Here is a 16,820-nt window from a genome sequence, read left to right as displayed (position 1 = left end):
GCCCGTAAATTTAACGGGTGTACCTACTGATGCAACAGTAAAATTAACGTGGGATTAAAACTCGTTAATCAGGGCAGAAAGGAGAACAAATATGCCTTATAACATATATCAAGATGGAGAATTAATTGCAGAAGGTATTGAGGAAAAAGAGTACATTGTTGAAGGTTTAACACCTAATACAGAGTACTCTTTTTCCGTTTCAGAAGTTATTGGAGAAAATGAATCCGAGCAATCAGATCCAGTTACGATTACCACAATTTATAGTGATGTTGAATCTGTTGCGGTTTCTCCTAAAACTAATAATTTAATAGTAGGTGCAACACGCCAACTAAATGTAACAGTTGAGCCATCTACAGCAAAACAGGATGTAACATATAGTTCAACTAATAATGAAATAGCGACAGTCGATACTAACGGATTAGTGACGGCTATTTCAGTTGGACAAGTAACAATTACTGTTACTACAGAAAACGAAACTGATACATCAATAGTCAATGTTACAGAACCTGAAGAAGGTGATTAGTAGATGAACAAAGCTAATCTATTAACTCACGTAAAGGAATATTTAAGAATTGATGGAGACCACGACAATGATTTGTTGGGTCTCCTTATTAAATCAGCAATTGAATATTTATCTAATGCTGGAGTTAATGAACAAGAAAACGAACTTTATAAATTAGCTATTACTATGTTAGTAACTCATTGGTATGAACAGAGACATCAAAGTATAGATGGCAGAACATCAAGAGTTATAGAAATGGGATTACAAACAATTATTTTGCAATTACGAGTAGGTGGTTAGATGAATAACCCATCTAAATTTAATAAACGGGTTCAATGGGAAGAAAAAAGACGTAGACAAAATGAAGAAGGCCATTGGATTGAAGAATGGACGGATAGTATTTTAGGTTTGTCATGGGTTCAAATTCGAAACATTCGAGGTAATGAATTTATTATGGCTGGTGCTAATCAAGTGAAGGTATCAGCTAGAATCAACACCCGTTACAGAAAAGACATTGAAGAAAAATATTATGAACTTGGTGAAAAATTAAGGATCCGTTTAGGTACTCGTATTTTCGACATTATATATATCAATAATCTTGAGGAAAGAAATGTCGAATTTGAAATCTTGGTTAACGAGGTGAGGTAATGAAATTAAACGTTGTGGGCATGGAGGATTTACTAAGCAGTTTCGCCAAGATGGAAGGTCCGACATTACAAAGAATAGAACGAGAAGCAGTACAAGCAGGTGCGAAACATGTTCAAAGAATTCAGGAGAGAAATTGGAATAGGTCTTATAAATCAGGTGAGCACGTTAAAGATGCTATCACAATTGGAAGGGCGTTTGAAACAGAGGAAGGTACTGCTATCAATGTAGGACCAAAAATGTCATTACGTTGGCGTGCTAAATTTGTTGAATATGGTACAAGTCGCCAAGCGCCACAAGCACCTGTTGCAAAGTCTGGTCAACAAGCAGAATTGATCGCTACAAATGCAATGATAAGAGTGTTAGAAAGGGTGGTTAAATGAGTGATTTAGGAAATTATGATGCACAAGCTGAATTGCTTCAAGCATTAAAAAATGATAGTGAATTGGCCACTCTTTCTAAGGGTGGCTTTCATAATCGTGTAGCTAATAAGGATGCACCATTCCCGAGGGTGGTTTATACACAATTAAATAATGTGCCTAGTGGTTACGCTGATAATGAAGAAACCGAAGCTACCGTAAATTTTCAAGTTAGTATTTTTACAGATTTGGAGACTGTTATTCATGAAACAAGGATGGTTAAAGCAGTTGATAGAATAATGAAAACTTTAGAATACGGTAAGTATGATCAGCAAGGTTTATACGAAACAGATACAAAACTTAATCATGTAGCTTTGCGCTACGAAAAGAATTTTTATGGAGGTAATGAATAATGCCAGAAAAGAAAAAAGCAAAAATCATTCATGGTTTATCACAATTCCATCTTGCCATTTTGAATAAAGATGATGCAACAGGCGTTGAATATGGAGAAGTTAATCATATCGAAGGAGCAGTTAGTGTTAGTGGAACACCAAATGCAGACCAAAGTTTAAAGTATGCAGACAACGGAGTTTTTGCAGTATTAGGAAGCTTTGAAAGCTTTGATGTAGAGATGGCTGCAATTGATATTCCAGAAGAAATTCAAGCTGAAATGTTTGGTGAAAAGGTTGTAAATGGCGTGGTCTTTTCAAATAAAAATGATGTAGCCAAAGAGGTTGCACTAGGTTTTAAGGCCAATTTACGAGGTGGCGGTCATCGTTTTTATTGGTTACTGAAAGGTACACCATCAATCATCGGACTAGATCATGAAACAGACCAAGGAACAATTGAAGGTAAGGATGCAAGTTTATCTATCAAATTTGCTCCATTGCTTTATAACGGTGAGTGGAGATCGAAAATGACAACAGAGGAAATCACACCAGCACAATGGTTTGAAAATGTTGTTTACGATGAAGCAACTGCTTTAGCATTAACAGAAACTCCCTAAACAGCCCGTAAACGTGCATGCTAGTGAAATCACTGACACAAGCTTGACACTATCATGGGAATAATCGCGTTAGGGCTATTTTTATGAGTGGGCATATTGCTCACTCTTTTTTATTGGAGGGGATTTTAATTGACGGACAAATTACAAGCAGAACATAAGTCTTTGACTTTAGTAGTTGAGATAGAAGGAAAAGATCAGCGATTTGTATCTCCTAAAAAGATACCAGGTGTTTTATGGAGACAAGCCGCAATGGTAGCTGAAGAAATTGAATCAGGTGAAGTTTTAGTATCGGATTTGGATAGTCATTTGCAATTTGTATGTGATGTATTTGGCAACCAATTTAGTTTAGATCAACTTGAAGAGGGCGTAGATGCACGTGATCTTGTAAAGGTTGTTTATGCAGTCACTATCTTTGTAATGGGGCAAGTATCAGTTGCTGCCGAAATGTTAACAAGCAATGTAGATATTGCTGATATTAACGAAAAAAAAGGTGAGTGAGACCGTACAAGATGCATATAACCATTTAATCGATTTGGGATATACACAAAACGATATTGATGAGATGGATATTATCTACCATTTGCAATTACTAGGTAGACGGAAATCAGCAAAAGAAACAAACGAAGATGAAAAATTATATATCGACGATTTAGGAATCTAAGAAAGGCGGTGCAGTATTGAGTGGAAAAAATTTAAAAGTTAATTTGGTTGCTAATACAAGTCAATTTAAAAGTGCAATGACCCAATCCAGCAATCAAATTAAATTATTAAATTCGGAATTTAAAAAGGCTGCCGCCGAAACAGATAAATATGGTAATAAACTTGATGCAACAGGTGCAAAAAAGAGACAGTTAAACGGTATCATTGATCAATATAAAGTTAAAATACAAGCAATAACCACAGAACAAAGACGTTGGACGTCTGAACTTAAAAAAGGAAATATTACAGAGCAGGAACATGCTCAGAAGCAACAGGAATTAGCGCGTAGGCTTAATAACACCCAAGCGGAAATGAAGCGGTATGAAGGACAGTTAAAAAGGCTTAATGCTGAAGGAAAAAAAGTCACTCGTACTTATGCTGACTTTAATAAACAATTTCGGAATGTAGGAATGACAATCCGTAATACTAGTGCTCAAGTAGGTATTGCTGCAGGTATTGGATTCTATGCCATGAAAAGAGCTATTGGTGATGTACTAACTGAAGCAATGAACTTTGAGTCTGGTATGTCACGAGTGAAAGCTGTAAGTGGTGCTACTGCTGAAGAAATGGCAGCAATGAAAGATCAAGCTTTAGAGTTAAATAAAACTACCGTTTTTACAGCTGAACAAGCAGCTGCAGGAATGGAAAAGTTAGCACTATCAGGATGGAAGGCAGAAGCAATTATGAAAGCTATGCCTGGAATGTTATCTTTAGCAGCAGCTGGATCATTAGAATTAGCAACTGCAGCAGATATTACATCCGATACTATGCAGGCATTTAATTTGAGTGCAGATAAAGCAACCCATTCAGCCGATGTGTTTGCCTATGCACAGGCCAATGCGAATACAAACGTTGAGCAGATGGGCGAAGCGATGAAATACCTTGCACCAACAGCTAATAGTTTAGGTTGGTCATTAGAGGAATCAGCAGCCGTAATAATGAAACTTGCTGATAACGGTCTTAAAGGTTCTATGGCTACTCAAGCATTTGGATCATCCTTAGTACGATTGTCTGCCCCAACTCCTAAAGCATCTAAACTAATTAAGAAGCTAGGAATGGAATTTTTTGATGCTGAGGGAAAGATGAAGACCATGCCAGAAGTTATTGCTGAGATGGAAAAAGGCTTGTCAGGTATGTCTGAAGAACAAAAAGCTGCAACAATGGATGTTTTGGTTGGTAAAAACGCATTTAAGCAGTGGCAAATTTTGTTAAAAGAAAGCTCTGGAACATTATCAGAAACAACGGATGAATTAAGAAATGCTGATGGCGCAGCTAAAGATATGGCAGATACCATGTTAGACAACGCTCAAGGTGCTCTTGTTCGTATGCAATCTGCATTATCAGCACTAAAAATTGAACTTGGAGAAAAATTACTACCGATATTTGCCAATGCTGCAGAATTTGTCATGGACCTTGCTAATAATTTATCCGAAATGGATGATGCGACGATACAATCAGTTGCGGAAACAGCATTACTTGTTACAGCTGTATTAGGAGTTACAACAGCGGTTGCAGGTTTAGTAACTGCGTTTGGTGCTCTAATGGCATTTGCTGGTCCGATAGGAGTTGCCATTACTGCGGGCACTTTAATACTCGGTACATTAGCAGCGGCCATTTATAAAAATAAGGTAGAGACCGAAAGATTAGCTGAAGAACAAGAAAAAGCAAGAACTGAAGCACTCCGTTATGGTGATGGATTATCTGAAGGTACTAAAAAAGGTGTTAAAGGATATACCGACTTGTATGAAGGTGCAAAGCTTAAAATGCTTGAATTACGCACCATGAGCGAAGATGAAGCGAAAAAGACAAGTGCCGAAGTAGTTAAAGCCTTTAGTGAAATGGCTGATAAAGTTATTGCTGAATTGGAAACACAACGAGAAAAACTAACCAATGCTGTAAATGAGGTATATGCGATTGCAGGAGATGCAGGAAAAGAAGCTGCTAATGAGTATACAAATAAAGCTATAGAACATTTTGATGAAGATATCGCAAATTATAAAAGAGCATTAGATGTTGTGAAAAAAGCACATGATGAATATAGTAGTGACTTATCAAAAATGCCTTATGAATTTGCCCACGAATATCAAGAAGCTTTAAAGGTACTCGAAGGTGGATCAAGAGAATTTGCCAGAACTCAAGATGAGTTATTCAATATCCAGAAAAACATATCTGGTAAACAAGGTAATTTAGTGGCACAAGAAGCGTCGCAATGGTCTAAGAAAATGAATGATACATACCAAGCTTCATTAAAAGCAGCTAATGATTGGTATGTGGAAAAACAAGCTACCTTTGAACAAGCAGTTGCTCAAGGGGTGTACACTCAAGAAGAATATGAACAATTGATGATTGGTGTGCAATCTCGTACAAATGAAATGATGGCAATGGCAGCTAAAGAATATGAGGAAACAAACCAAATATTATTTGATAACTTGGATAAACGTGGAGATATCATTGATTTAAAAACGGGTGAAATATTTGAAAGACAAGAAAAAAATTATGTTGATGCTGAAGGTATGGTTAAGAAATCCTTAGAGACACAAGAAGATTATCTTGCAAGATGGATGGAAAGTAATATGGAACATCTAGAAGGTAACGCAGAGTTTGCCCAACATACACAAGATATATATTTAAGGGATCTTCAAGCATTTTTAGTCGCTTGTGGAATGACAGCGGAAGAAGCAGAAGCAATGTCTATTGAGATTGCAAGTACTGTATTGGAAGGCCTTGAAGAAGGTGACGAAAGAGCCTTTGAAGCAGGAAAAAATAAAGGTGAAGCTCATATAGATGGAATTGAATCGACAAAAACAGAAGTTGCAAATGCAGGTGGAGAAATTACAGATGTTGCTGATCATTCTTTTCATCAGAAAAAAGATAGTGCCCATAAAGCAGGGAAAGATAAAGGTGAAGCCCACAAGAAAGGTATAGAATCAACCAAATCAGAAAATGATAGGGCAGCTGATGGAGTAAGTAAATCAACGACCGATAACTTAGCTAAAACTTCTGATGGTGGTGGAGGTAAAAAAGCTGTATATGACTTTATCGCAGGTATGCGAGGTCAACAAAGTAATGCATATGCACAGGCCAGAAGCACAGCTCAAAGAGGTGAAAAGGGTTTAAAATCTGTTAAAACTAAATCTGCTGGTGATGGTTTTGTCAGTGGTTTTAGAGGTTCCATAAATGGTGGGAACAGATCTATCTGGAGTGCTGCATGGTCATTAGGTAAATCTGCATTAAATGCTTTGAAGCAATCAATCAAATCTAGATCACCATCAAGAGAAACTGGAAAAGAAGGTATTAACTTTGTAGATGGTTTTGCGATTAACATTTCATCTAACAAGAAAAAAGCAATTAACAGTGCAAAAGTACTTGGTAAAGAATCCGTACAAGCATTAAACAGCGAATTGACTAATTACAAGAACGCAATGAATGCTTTACCTATGGCGTTAGAAAAAAATAAAGAAGTGCTAAAAGTAGAACATGAAGTGAAAAACTCTGGATTAGAGGATCAACTAAATGCTCTTGAAAATGTTATGAAGAAGCTTGTTGATGTAATGAATAGTAACTCAGAGGATAAGGGAGACATCAATGTCAGTATGAATATTGTCGTAAGAGGGCAAAATGATATTGATAAGATTGATACTATGTTAAGCAATTTAGGAAATCGTAGGAAGGCTGCTTTTGGAGGTGCAACTTGAGACAGTGGAGATTAATATCAAAAATAGATGGTACTGACACAAGGCAGGATAAAATATATCAAAGAAATAGGGTTGAAATACCAACTGCGGAACGGGATATACAAACAATCGAAATAAAAGGTCGTAATGGGTCACTCACAAAAGAATATGGATTTAAAGATATACTTTTGCCAGTGGAGTATTTTTTTTATGAGAAAGAAGAATTTGAACCCTATTTTAGGCGATTTAAGCAAAGATTGTTAAATGCTAAAACATTGATTGTTAATAGAGATAATGGTTTGTTTTATAAAATAAAATCGGCACAAATTGAGGTAGCATTAAGTGAAAGAGATATGCTAGGAGAATTTACAGTTAATTACACGTTAGATCCTTTTCTGTATGAAATATCTAACGCACCCCAAACCATCACATCAAGAACAGTCATTACTAACGAAGGTTATGAAACACAACCCATTATAACAGCAACTTGTTCTGGAACAGGTAAGATTTATGTGAATGACGTACCAATCGTTATTCAAAATATCAATGGTACGATTACAATCAACAGTGAAATGATGAATGCATATCGAAAAGTAGGAGCACTAGTCACTAACCTTAATAGTCACATGGTTGGTGACTTTCCTGTTTTAAGGCATGGAGATAATGTGATTGATTTTGATGGAGATATTAGCAAGTTGGAACTTATTAAGAATAAACGTTGGTTATAGGTTTTTAAAAAAATAAGAAAGGAGGAACCTAATGTTACCAATCTTATATAAAGCAAACGAAACAAACTTTACTCATAACGGTATAGGTCTACTACGTGATGCTATTACAGCAGTTGCGACAGAAGAATTAAACGGTATGTTTGAACTACAAATGGAATATGACAGCAAGGGCGAATATGCACATGTAATTGATGAAGAAATGATTATCAAGGCTAGGGCTAATGATAAACAAGACCCGCAACTTTTTAGGATATATTCCATCGAGAAAAATCATGATAACGATAATTTAATTATTGATGCTCAACATATCACCTATGATTTTGCTAATAACTTTGTTGAAAAATTAGAAGCAAGAAATATTACGAAAAAACAGGTAATGGAATTAATCGGTGCTAGTACTGCATATTCCCATCCTTTTAATGTAACAAGTAGCAATAACACAACACGTTCAACTACTAATCTATACCGCACCAATCCCCTACAAATGGTTGGTGGTATGGATGGCTCTGTATTACAAATTTGGGGCGGTCAATTAGAGCGTGATAACTTTCATTTAATCATGCATGATCGACGTGGCAGGGATGATGGAGTAAAGATACAGTATGCAAAAAATCTTACTGGATTAACTGCAAAAGTTGATATTAGTAATGTCGTTACTCGTATCTACCCATTTGCTTATAATGATGAAGATGATCGCCTAATTACCATAACAGGTAAGTATGTTGATAGTGATCATATTAATGACTATGACATTATCCGAGTAATGCCAGTTGATTATTCTCAAGAAGAAGAAATCGACTGGGAACAAACAGATGCACAAATACGGTCGAAGTTAACGCAATTAGCTAGTAGGTATTTTATAGAAACAGGTAATGACAAGCCGAAAACAGAAATCGATGTAGAGTTTGAACATCTATGGGAAACAAAAGAGTACAAAGATTTAGATGTATTAGAGCTTGTTGGAATGGGAGATACCGTACACATACACCATAGTAAATTAAATGTCACAGCTAGAGCGATAGTTAATCGTATTGAATATGATGTTTTAGCAGATGTAAACATCCGTGTTGGTATTGGTAATGTGAAATCTAGATTAAGCGATAACATGAATCGCATTGACCGTGTTGAGGAAAAGGTAGATCAGGCTGAATCTAATGCCAATCAGGCTATCATAAGTGCTAATGGGAAAAATAAAAACTATTATGGTCCTGACATGCCGACAAATAATCTAAATGAAGGTGATACGTGGTTTCAGTTGATTGATGGACAGTACACTCGTACATGGCGCTATGATGGGATACAGTGGCAATTAATTATTGATATGGATGTTAACGATGCTTATGAACAATCTCAAGAAGCTAAAGCTGATGCACAACAGGCAGTGGATAGAGCTAACCAAGCAACCGAAGATGCCAACCAGGCAATTAGTAATGCCCAATCTGCATTTGATCAAGCACAATCAGCTATTAATCAATCTACATCTGCATTTAACTTAGCTAATCAAGCATTTGAAGATGTCGCTGCACTATCAACAATGGTAGACACTAACTCAGGAGAAATAAGCACCATTAAACAGTCTGTGCAAGGTTTACAAATATCTGTAAGTGATGCCGCTGGTAATGCCAGTAACGCTTTACAAATTGCTACAGGATTACAAAATACAGTGAGCAATGTTGAGGGGCAAGTGTCAACACTACAACAGACAGCTACGAATATTAGTAGTCGGATTGATAATTTGCAGGTTGGTGGAAGGAATATATTAGGAAATAGTAAGAAACCTGAACTTAGGACAAACAATAGTACTACAAGTCCCTTAAATAGAACAGAGTATGAGGATTATTGGAGATATGAACCTCAAAACAATAGTGGTTTAAGTACTTATTCACAGCTAAATGACTCTAATTACCCAATCTATGATAAAAGCTGGTTAGGTAGAGATATGGCAGTTTCAATAACTGTTAGAGTTAGTAAGGATGTTAAACTAAGATTTAGATTTTCTGATTGGGGAGTAGCAGGAACGAGAATTAAAGAAGATTATTTTGATGTAAAAGCCAGTGATGGTTGGACTATGTTAAAGATGCCAGTCCCCAAAAACCTAATTACTAGAAACCCTGATACTGAGTTCATTAGATTCTTATTGTATACAGCAGATAATGGCGACACTACTATAACTCCTTATGATGGTCATATTGATGTTAAGGATTGGTTTATTGGTTTTGGAACAAAAGTTTCTGATTGGTCACCAGCACCAGAAGATACTGACAGCAAATTCAGTTCTATAACTCAAACTATTGATGGGATACAGCTTAAAGTGTCAAATGCAGAAGGTAATATTAACACGGTGACAACTTTAGCTAATACTAACCAAGCTAAAATACAAGATGCGGAAGGTAACATTAATACGCTTACTCAAACGGCTACAAGTTTGGAGAGTACGATAGGCAGATTAGAGTCTAGCGTAGGTAACTTAGTAAAAAACCCTGATTTGACTGGAGGAGTGGAAGGGTGGACGAGATCATCTGCATCGACAATGACTTTATCACATGGGATTGTGCAATTTGATGGAGCATCAACAAGACAGTTGTCTTTTGCAGATAGTAATAGTAATGGACAATTATATTCTGATTGGTTCCGTGTTGATCCTTCCAAAGCTTACGAAATTTCTATGTGGGTAAGAAAAGGTAGTAATGACGGAAGATTTTATATTGGAGTGCATACTAGTCTGAATGATAACAATCCAACCAACAATATCAATATAAAGTCATGGGATTTGGACGGAGAGTTTATTAATGATACAAATAATTTCTACTTCTGGGCATCTAATAGCCCGGAGGATAGAGCGCCTACCTCGTTTACTAAGGTAGTAGGGTATATTATGCCTGCTGGTACTTTAGCAGTCAACATGGTTGGTCTTGGTGAAGGCGGAGTTAGAACAAGTGCTGCAGGAAAAAGAAATGGGAGTTTCTTAAGTGGTACTAAATGGATGAGAATTAGAATTCTTAACCGAGAAAATTCTAACAGCGCTAATACATTAAGGATCATCCACCCTAAAGTAGTTGAAGTATATGATCACGCAGTTTCGCAAATTACGCAGTTGTCAGACAATATCAACTTACGTGTCGAAAAAGACGATATTATCAATCAGATTAATATATCTACAGAGTCTATTTTAATAAGTGGTAGAAAAGTACACATCACAGGTCAAACGACAATTGATAATGCGAGTATTGACGGAGCAAAAATAAAAAATGCCAGTATTGGTACTGCTCAGATTGGTGCTATTGATGCTGCTAAAATAACAACTGGTACACTTAATGCAAATAATGTATTAATACGTGGGGGGAATGCAACTGATTACACGTTAATAGACGGGTCTTTCTTAGAATCAAGAGGGCGTTATACTAATACATGGTTTGGTGTAACAAAAACACACGACGTTGTATTTAGGCTTAATAACGGATATTTACAAGCTCACAATTTAAGTGAAGGAAAACGACTTAACTTTTCTGATACAGGTATCTCTACATACATTGGTGGCTCAAATGAAGATGATGATGGGGTAGCAGGATCAGGAGTAATCGAATTTTTTAGTCATATGTATGATTCAAATGTACGTGGACTTACATTATATTCTAATAGGGGTAACATTGGTATAAAAACAGCATTTAGAGATATTTATCTTGATGCGGATAGAGATGTGAATATTATTGGTAATCGTGGTGTAATTAATTTTCGTCCAGCTAAAGATGTGCGAGCTGGTAATAATGATTTCCAGTTTTATGTACACAATAATCCTAGCTCCAGTGATACAGATGGTTTGATTAGATTTGGTTCACAAAATTTAGGCTTTGCTACTGGCATTAGGTTTAAAAAAACAACAACTGGCGTACCGACAGTTTGGATTACAGATGGAGCTGGAGCGAAAGGGACAGGGCATTTAGCGGTAGGTAGTTTAGAATTAATGGGTGGGGGCATTTTAGATGCTTACAATATACGGTCAAATAGGATAAGAACGCTCACTACTGATGCTTTTCTTTATTTAGGTACAGATGAGGGAGTAAGAATCACATCCCGTGGTACAAATGATAATAACCCAATCATTTACAGACCGCTATATGCGTCAAATCTGATTACTTACAATGACTTAGAAGTTGGAAATAATGGAAGAATCGCTAATGACGATGGAAAAAGAACTTATATTCAAGGTAATACAGATGTGTCAGCTACCCGCTATAAATCAGGCACATTAGTAACAATGAGAGCATCAGAATTTAGTTCTGGATCTTTAGCAGAGTATAAGGCTGACATTCGTGAGTGGAATGTTGATATACTAGATATTTATCGCAATGAAATAACCATTTATGATTATGTATTAAAAAGTGATCTAGAGGATGGTAGTTATCGTCGGCGCCAAGGATTAGTAATAGGCGATGGTTATAACACTCCACTGGGGTTAATTAACAATGATGGAATCCAACAATACCAAATGAATAGTTGGAATGCTAAAGTCAGTCAAGCGTTGATAAAAGTAACAGATAATCATGAAGACAGAATCAACATCCTTGAACTTGAAAACCAGTATCTCAAACAAAAAATCAAACTATTGGAGGAAGCGATATAAATGAAAATAGAAATCAAAAATATTGATGCGGGAAAAGTAATCTCATTTTTAGAAAACACGAATTTTAAAGGGTTGCAAAGTGTTAATAGAAGTAAGGTAACCAACTACCTCACCAATCAATTAACAGAAGTTGCGAATGGAGAAAAAACAATCCGCGAAGATTTTAAAGAAGATAAAGATAGGCTTGAGCAGGAATTGCGTACTTACTTTAATCAAACTATTACAGTTGAGGGAGCAAATTTCATGGCAGGTCTAACTGCAATTAAAAGTAAGGTAGAAGAATTAACATCCGAGGAAAGTGAACAAGAATTTAGCGGTCAAGATGCTTATGCATTATCAGTATTATATGAAGCATTTAATATGGATAAGGGAGAGGACAAATAATGAATATTACAATCAACCAAATTACGCCAAGACGTGAAAACAACGAAATTACATCAATGGTGATCCATTTTACCGCACGAACAGCAGACGGAAGCATTAACTTAAATGGTAGTATTCCAGTAAATAATTTCACAGAATTAATCAATTTAGAAGGATTAGAAACAGAAGTTAAGCAAGAGCTTGTAGATAGAATTATGAGTGGTAATTTAGTAGACGCTGAGTAAGCGTATTTTTATGTCTTAAAAAGAAGGACTTTATCCCCTTTTGTCGAATTAGGTAGATAGGAGGGGGTGAGTGGATGGAAATTGTACAAGAAAGAATCCTTTATCATATTAATAGCATAGGAAATTTAAATACCTATGATAAATTAAAAATAGGAGACATAATTAATACAGACGTAAAACAGTATAATCCTTTCAGAGCAAGTTATGAAACGGGACATGGAAAACCTGAAGTTTATTGGAGATTTGCCAAGGAATATGTTATTGAACAAAAACGTATAGAAATTAACGAAAACTTACCATCTAGATGGCGATGTATATGGCTTAGTGACGAAGAACATCTACCATATTGGAAGACAAAAGTTCATAATAATTTTCAAATTGTGAAAATGAAATTAAATGGTAAATTATTTTCAGGTGATGCTCATTGGGTAGAAGCGCAACCTAAACCTTTTAGAGATTTAAGCAGATATGCGGAATTCTATTGGGATGGACAAATATTTCGCCCAGGAAAATTAGAGTATTTATTTGAAGGCAAAGCAGAAGTAATTGAATTGGTGTAAGCATCTCATACGAGGTGCTATTTTTTATGTCATAAAACAGGAGGAATGAGATGGAAACAGTAATTAAAACAGGTATCGCTGTCATTGGGGCGATCGTCACATTTTTATTAGGAGGCTGGTCGCCTTTGTTACAAGTACTAGTTATATTTATCATTGCAGATTATGTACTAGGAGTTTTAGTTGCAGCAAGCTACGGAAAATTAAGTAGTAAGATTGGTTTTAGAGGTATCGCCAAAAAGGTAATCATATTAGCTTTGGTTGCAGTAGCCTATTCAATAGATACAATCATGGGAGATGGCACATTCATTAGGGATGCAGTTATCTTTTTTTATTTAGCGAATGAATTATTAAGTATTTTAGAGACGGTAGGAAAAACAAATTTACCAGTACCAGATGTTTTAAAGAAAGCAGTTGAAACATTGAATAGCAAATCAAAGAGTAGCGATTAATCGTTGCTCTTTTAATTAGGAGGGTTTATAAATGACTGTATGGAAAAACGATTACATTAAAATTAATAAACATTCACGACCTGGACTGAAATTAACAGCACATAAAAAAGGTATTATCCACTACACAGCAAATCATGGTGGAACAGCTACAAACCATCAAAAATATTTTAATAATCTTTCTGGGCGTTATGCATCTGCCCATATTTTTGTGGATAAAAAAGAGGCTATTTGCATAATTCCTCTAGATGAAGTTGCTTATGCTGCCAATGATGGATCGTACAGTGGCGTGCCTGAGTTGAAGCCTAATGCTAACTATTTATCTATTAGTGTTGAAATGTGCCAAGAGAAAGACGGCTCTTTTCATCCCAATACCATTTCAAGGACAGAAGATGTGTTTGTTGAATTATCAAAAATGTATGGATGGGATCCATTGAAGGATATTGTAAGGCACTATGATGTAACTCACAAAAATTGTCCTGCACCGTGGGTTTCTAATCCAAACGAATTTATTGATTTTAAAAATCGAGTGAATGCTAAACTTAAAGGTGAAAAATCTCATACTGTTAAACAACCTGATAGTAAAACAGCTGGTGTATCAACAGACAAGGCTTCTAAGCCTAAAGCTAAATCAATTAGTCAGATGGTACAAGAGGTTATTGACGGAAAACACGGTAATGGCCATGACAATAGACGTAAGTCACTAGGTATTAACCAAGCTGAATATGATAAGGTTAGGGCAGAGGTTAACCGCAGGGCGGGGTCAACTTCTAAGCCTGCACCAAAAAAATCAATTACTCAAATGGTAAATGAAGTTTTATCTGGTAATCATGGAAATGGTCACAGCACAAGACAAAAGTCATTAGGCATTAGCAAAGCTGAATATGATAAGGTTAAAAGTGAAGTCAATAAGCGATTAATGGGAGCTAAATCAACTTACAAGTCTGTCAGTCAAATGGCAACAGAAGTAATCCAAGGCAAGCACGGTAGCGGTCATGAAAACCGTAGAAAATCATTAGGTATTAGTCAAGCGCAGTACAATAAAGTACGTGCAGAAGTAAATAAAAAATTAAAATAAGAGCGCTTAGGTGCGCTCTTTAATCCTCAATATATTTGCTTCAAAAACTCTTCGTAAAATTGCTTCAAAAATACAATCATTTTATGTTTCACTAAATAGAATGAAATAAAGTTCACAAATTATGCTAAAAAATGTTTCGTATTTGCGAATTATTTCGCTAAATCTATTCACGAATGATTTAAATTAGTGTAAGATACAGTTAACGAAGGTCAATGGCGAATATTGACACTTGGTGACAATTAGACAAACTTTTAAAAATAAAAGCAACGTAAGCAGTCATCTTTCAATGAATACAATCATTAACTAATGGTAAACATGAATTAATGGTAACGAATATATTTGAAAGGTGTTTTTTATATATGCTTAAAAATATTTGGTCTTTTATAAAGGGGAGAGAGACTAAAATGAGAATTGCAGAAAGAAATGAACAGGGTTATTATGAATTGGGGGATGTAGTACAGTGGTTTTTATCACAAGGTTCTATGTCGCCAAAAAAACTTCAAAAATTACTTTACTATGCGCACTCATGGACCTTGACTTTAGGAAATGAAAGTGTAGATGAATTAGACAAGAGATTGTTCAAAGAAGGATTTGAGGCTTGGGTTCACGGTCCCGTAATCCCATCTGTGTATCACGAGTTTAAAGAATATGGATTTTCTAATATACCTCTAAATGAGAAAGACGTTGTGCAATTTGACGAAGAAATTGAAAATGTGTTGAATCAAGTATGGGAAGTATATGGCGATTACACTGGAAATGAGCTAGAATCTATGACTCATCAGGAATTACCTTGGTTGACCGCGCGTAAAGGGTTATCTCCAATTGAACCATCACAAAATCCAATTTCAGATACAGAAATATTTAATTATTATTTGAATGAAATGATACAAGGCAGTAACTGAAATGGGAAAGATACCTAAAAGAGGTAAGGCAAGGAAAAACGTAATAACAGATACAACACCTGATCTATCGTCTGAGAATTTCACTTTTGACTTTAGGGATAACAGATGGTTACTTGGTGTGAAAAAAGGTAAATTTACAAACAAACTTAAAGATGTTGAGTCCTATTCTAAATCCATAACATTAATTATGGCAAAAATTATTCCTGAAATACAAGCAAAGTCTAAAGATATTCAACAATCCATGGCGAGTGACTTCCATTGTCATCCTATTGAACAGGGGCATAGATCGTATATTACGGTATTAGCAGTAATGAGAGAGATTTACGGTCATTCATTTGAAAAGACTATTCAAAGCAATGAGCAAATCTATCAAATAGGGGTAAGTGGTGGTATAAGAATTATCACATTACGAAATAAGCAAACCAATATCATTAGACCTTTATTTATCGATTACCATCACTTAGCATATCCAAATCCTAAATACAGTCATACTGATTATATAAAACAAAGTTTTTGCCCAATTGCTAATTACTTGTAGATTGATTGATAGCTAAAACTAGATCACCCACTAGGACACACTAAATGAATAACCAACCTTATGCTATACTTATACATAATAAAAGAGTCACTAATATCCTATGGCTAAGGGAGTGACTCTTTTATATAACTAAAGCCCTTCACATTTTTTTATGTGAGGGGCTTATTTAAGTAAATTATTCTCTTTCAGTATCTGGATATTCCTTTTAAAATTTTCTTCTTGATTATCTTTATATAGTGTTACTATGCCATTTCCCATAGTTCGGTGAGTAATAATAATTGTCGATAAATCCTTACTCACATAACCGCCTTGCAGAGCATTAAAGTTATATCCCAATTTTTTATAAACATTATTTTTTGGTTTATCTGGTATTCCTTCTCTTATTCTGTATACTTTATTCAAATTCTTCACTTCTTCCAATGTAATTAATTTTTATATCGGAAGTAACATAAAG

Annotated in this window: 19 protein-coding genes; 18 read left to right on the top strand and 1 reads right to left on the bottom strand. The window is 35.5% G+C overall.

Annotated elements, in window-relative coordinates; translation table 11 throughout:
- The first annotated feature begins 91 nt into the window (after positions 1 to 91).
- The 18 genes from AB4Y30_RS11475 (at position 92) to AB4Y30_RS11390 (ending at position 16,366) form a co-directional block, all read left to right on the top strand.
- Positions 92 to 523 (top strand): Ig-like domain-containing protein, encoded by a 432-nt coding sequence (locus AB4Y30_RS11475; RefSeq protein WP_368652372.1) that lies wholly within the window; start codon positions 92 to 94, stop codon positions 521 to 523.
- A gap of 3 nt (positions 524 to 526) precedes the next feature.
- A complete protein-coding gene (locus AB4Y30_RS11470; RefSeq protein ID WP_368652371.1) occupies positions 527 to 802 on the top strand; it encodes a head-tail connector protein in 276 nt (91 codons plus the stop codon).
- Positions 803 to 1,150, top strand: a complete 348-nt coding sequence (locus AB4Y30_RS11465) for a phage head closure protein (RefSeq protein WP_368652370.1) — start codon at positions 803 to 805, stop codon at positions 1,148 to 1,150.
- Positions 1,150 to 1,530 (top strand): HK97-gp10 family putative phage morphogenesis protein, encoded by a 381-nt coding sequence (locus AB4Y30_RS11460; protein WP_368652369.1) that lies wholly within the window; start codon positions 1,150 to 1,152, stop codon positions 1,528 to 1,530. Before AB4Y30_RS11465 ends, AB4Y30_RS11460 begins: the two co-directional genes overlap by 1 nt.
- Positions 1,527 to 1,919 (top strand): DUF3168 domain-containing protein, encoded by a 393-nt coding sequence (locus tag AB4Y30_RS11455; protein ID WP_368652368.1) that lies wholly within the window; start codon positions 1,527 to 1,529, stop codon positions 1,917 to 1,919. Before AB4Y30_RS11460 ends, AB4Y30_RS11455 begins: the two co-directional genes overlap by 4 nt.
- Positions 1,919 to 2,512 (top strand): major tail protein, encoded by a 594-nt coding sequence (locus AB4Y30_RS11450; RefSeq protein WP_368652367.1) that lies wholly within the window; start codon positions 1,919 to 1,921, stop codon positions 2,510 to 2,512. The genes AB4Y30_RS11455 and AB4Y30_RS11450 overlap by 1 nt, the downstream gene beginning before the upstream one ends.
- 129 nt (positions 2,513 to 2,641) lie before the next feature.
- Complete coding sequence (gpG, locus tag AB4Y30_RS11445) at positions 2,642 to 3,010, top strand: phage tail assembly chaperone G (protein WP_368652366.1); 369 nt, start codon at positions 2,642 to 2,644, stop codon at positions 3,008 to 3,010.
- Entirely contained in the window at positions 3,003 to 3,173 is a 171-nt protein-coding gene (locus AB4Y30_RS11440) for a hypothetical protein (RefSeq protein ID WP_368652365.1), read from the top strand. Before gpG ends, AB4Y30_RS11440 begins: the two co-directional genes overlap by 8 nt.
- Positions 3,174 to 3,189: 16 nt before the next feature.
- A complete protein-coding gene (locus AB4Y30_RS11435; protein ID WP_368652364.1) occupies positions 3,190 to 6,906 on the top strand; it encodes a phage tail tape measure protein in 3,717 nt (1,238 codons plus the stop codon).
- Positions 6,903 to 7,613, top strand: a complete 711-nt coding sequence (locus AB4Y30_RS11430) for a hypothetical protein (RefSeq protein ID WP_368652363.1) — start codon at positions 6,903 to 6,905, stop codon at positions 7,611 to 7,613. The genes AB4Y30_RS11435 and AB4Y30_RS11430 overlap by 4 nt, the downstream gene beginning before the upstream one ends.
- A gap of 31 nt (positions 7,614 to 7,644) precedes the next feature.
- Positions 7,645 to 12,234 (top strand): phage tail spike protein, encoded by a 4,590-nt coding sequence (locus tag AB4Y30_RS11425; RefSeq protein ID WP_368652362.1) that lies wholly within the window; start codon positions 7,645 to 7,647, stop codon positions 12,232 to 12,234.
- Complete coding sequence (locus tag AB4Y30_RS11420) at positions 12,235 to 12,618, top strand: hypothetical protein (RefSeq protein ID WP_368652361.1); 384 nt, start codon at positions 12,235 to 12,237, stop codon at positions 12,616 to 12,618. It abuts the gene before it with no gap.
- Positions 12,618 to 12,842 (top strand): hypothetical protein, encoded by a 225-nt coding sequence (locus tag AB4Y30_RS11415; protein ID WP_368652360.1) that lies wholly within the window; start codon positions 12,618 to 12,620, stop codon positions 12,840 to 12,842. The genes AB4Y30_RS11420 and AB4Y30_RS11415 overlap by 1 nt, the downstream gene beginning before the upstream one ends.
- Before the next feature lie 74 nt (positions 12,843 to 12,916).
- Positions 12,917 to 13,402, top strand: coding sequence for a DUF2441 domain-containing protein (locus AB4Y30_RS11410; RefSeq protein WP_368652359.1), 486 nt, complete (start codon positions 12,917 to 12,919; stop codon positions 13,400 to 13,402).
- A gap of 50 nt (positions 13,403 to 13,452) precedes the next feature.
- Positions 13,453 to 13,851, top strand: a complete 399-nt coding sequence (locus AB4Y30_RS11405) for a holin family protein (RefSeq protein ID WP_368652358.1) — start codon at positions 13,453 to 13,455, stop codon at positions 13,849 to 13,851.
- A gap of 31 nt (positions 13,852 to 13,882) precedes the next feature.
- Positions 13,883 to 14,926, top strand: coding sequence for an N-acetylmuramoyl-L-alanine amidase (locus tag AB4Y30_RS11400; protein ID WP_368652357.1), 1,044 nt, complete (start codon positions 13,883 to 13,885; stop codon positions 14,924 to 14,926).
- Between the two features lie 404 nt (positions 14,927 to 15,330).
- Positions 15,331 to 15,828, top strand: coding sequence for a Panacea domain-containing protein (locus AB4Y30_RS11395; RefSeq protein WP_368652356.1), 498 nt, complete (start codon positions 15,331 to 15,333; stop codon positions 15,826 to 15,828).
- Between the two features lies 1 nt (position 15,829).
- Entirely contained in the window at positions 15,830 to 16,366 is a 537-nt protein-coding gene (locus AB4Y30_RS11390) for a hypothetical protein (protein WP_368652355.1), read from the top strand.
- A 162-nt stretch (positions 16,367 to 16,528) separates the two neighbouring features.
- Here the strand turns inward: AB4Y30_RS11390 and AB4Y30_RS11385 are convergent, their stop codons facing one another.
- The gene (locus AB4Y30_RS11385; RefSeq protein WP_368652354.1) at positions 16,529 to 16,768 is read right to left on the bottom strand and encodes a hypothetical protein; all 240 of its coding nucleotides are present in this window, start codon (positions 16,766 to 16,768) and stop codon (positions 16,529 to 16,531) included.
- Between the last annotated feature and the right edge of the window lie 52 nt (positions 16,769 to 16,820).

The organism is Ornithinibacillus sp. 4-3, assembly GCF_040958695.1.
Classification (GTDB): Bacteria; Bacillota; Bacilli; order Bacillales; family Amphibacillaceae; genus CALAMD01.
Note: the sequence above shows the minus strand (reverse complement) of the source record. Positions and strands in the feature narration are given on the sequence as shown.

Bases quoted from the DNA above. Each gene is read 5' to 3' on its own strand.
- AB4Y30_RS11475 (WP_368652372.1), top strand. From the start codon at position 92: ATGCCTTATAACATATATCAAGATGGAGAATTAATTGCAGAAGGTATT.
- AB4Y30_RS11470 (WP_368652371.1), top strand. From the start codon at position 527: ATGAACAAAGCTAATCTATTAACTCACGTAAAGGAATATTTAAGAATT.
- AB4Y30_RS11465 (WP_368652370.1), top strand. From the start codon at position 803: ATGAATAACCCATCTAAATTTAATAAACGGGTTCAATGGGAAGAAAAA.
- AB4Y30_RS11460 (WP_368652369.1), top strand. From the start codon at position 1,150: ATGAAATTAAACGTTGTGGGCATGGAGGATTTACTAAGCAGTTTCGCC.
- AB4Y30_RS11455 (WP_368652368.1), top strand. From the start codon at position 1,527: ATGAGTGATTTAGGAAATTATGATGCACAAGCTGAATTGCTTCAAGCA.
- AB4Y30_RS11450 (WP_368652367.1), top strand. From the start codon at position 1,919: ATGCCAGAAAAGAAAAAAGCAAAAATCATTCATGGTTTATCACAATTC.
- AB4Y30_RS11425 (WP_368652362.1), top strand. From the start codon at position 7,645: ATGTTACCAATCTTATATAAAGCAAACGAAACAAACTTTACTCATAAC.
- AB4Y30_RS11420 (WP_368652361.1), top strand. From the start codon at position 12,235: ATGAAAATAGAAATCAAAAATATTGATGCGGGAAAAGTAATCTCATTT.
- AB4Y30_RS11415 (WP_368652360.1), top strand. From the start codon at position 12,618: ATGAATATTACAATCAACCAAATTACGCCAAGACGTGAAAACAACGAA.
- AB4Y30_RS11410 (WP_368652359.1), top strand. From the start codon at position 12,917: ATGGAAATTGTACAAGAAAGAATCCTTTATCATATTAATAGCATAGGA.
- AB4Y30_RS11405 (WP_368652358.1), top strand. From the start codon at position 13,453: ATGGAAACAGTAATTAAAACAGGTATCGCTGTCATTGGGGCGATCGTC.
- AB4Y30_RS11400 (WP_368652357.1), top strand. From the start codon at position 13,883: ATGACTGTATGGAAAAACGATTACATTAAAATTAATAAACATTCACGA.
- AB4Y30_RS11395 (WP_368652356.1), top strand. From the start codon at position 15,331: ATGAGAATTGCAGAAAGAAATGAACAGGGTTATTATGAATTGGGGGAT.
- AB4Y30_RS11390 (WP_368652355.1), top strand. From the start codon at position 15,830: ATGGGAAAGATACCTAAAAGAGGTAAGGCAAGGAAAAACGTAATAACA.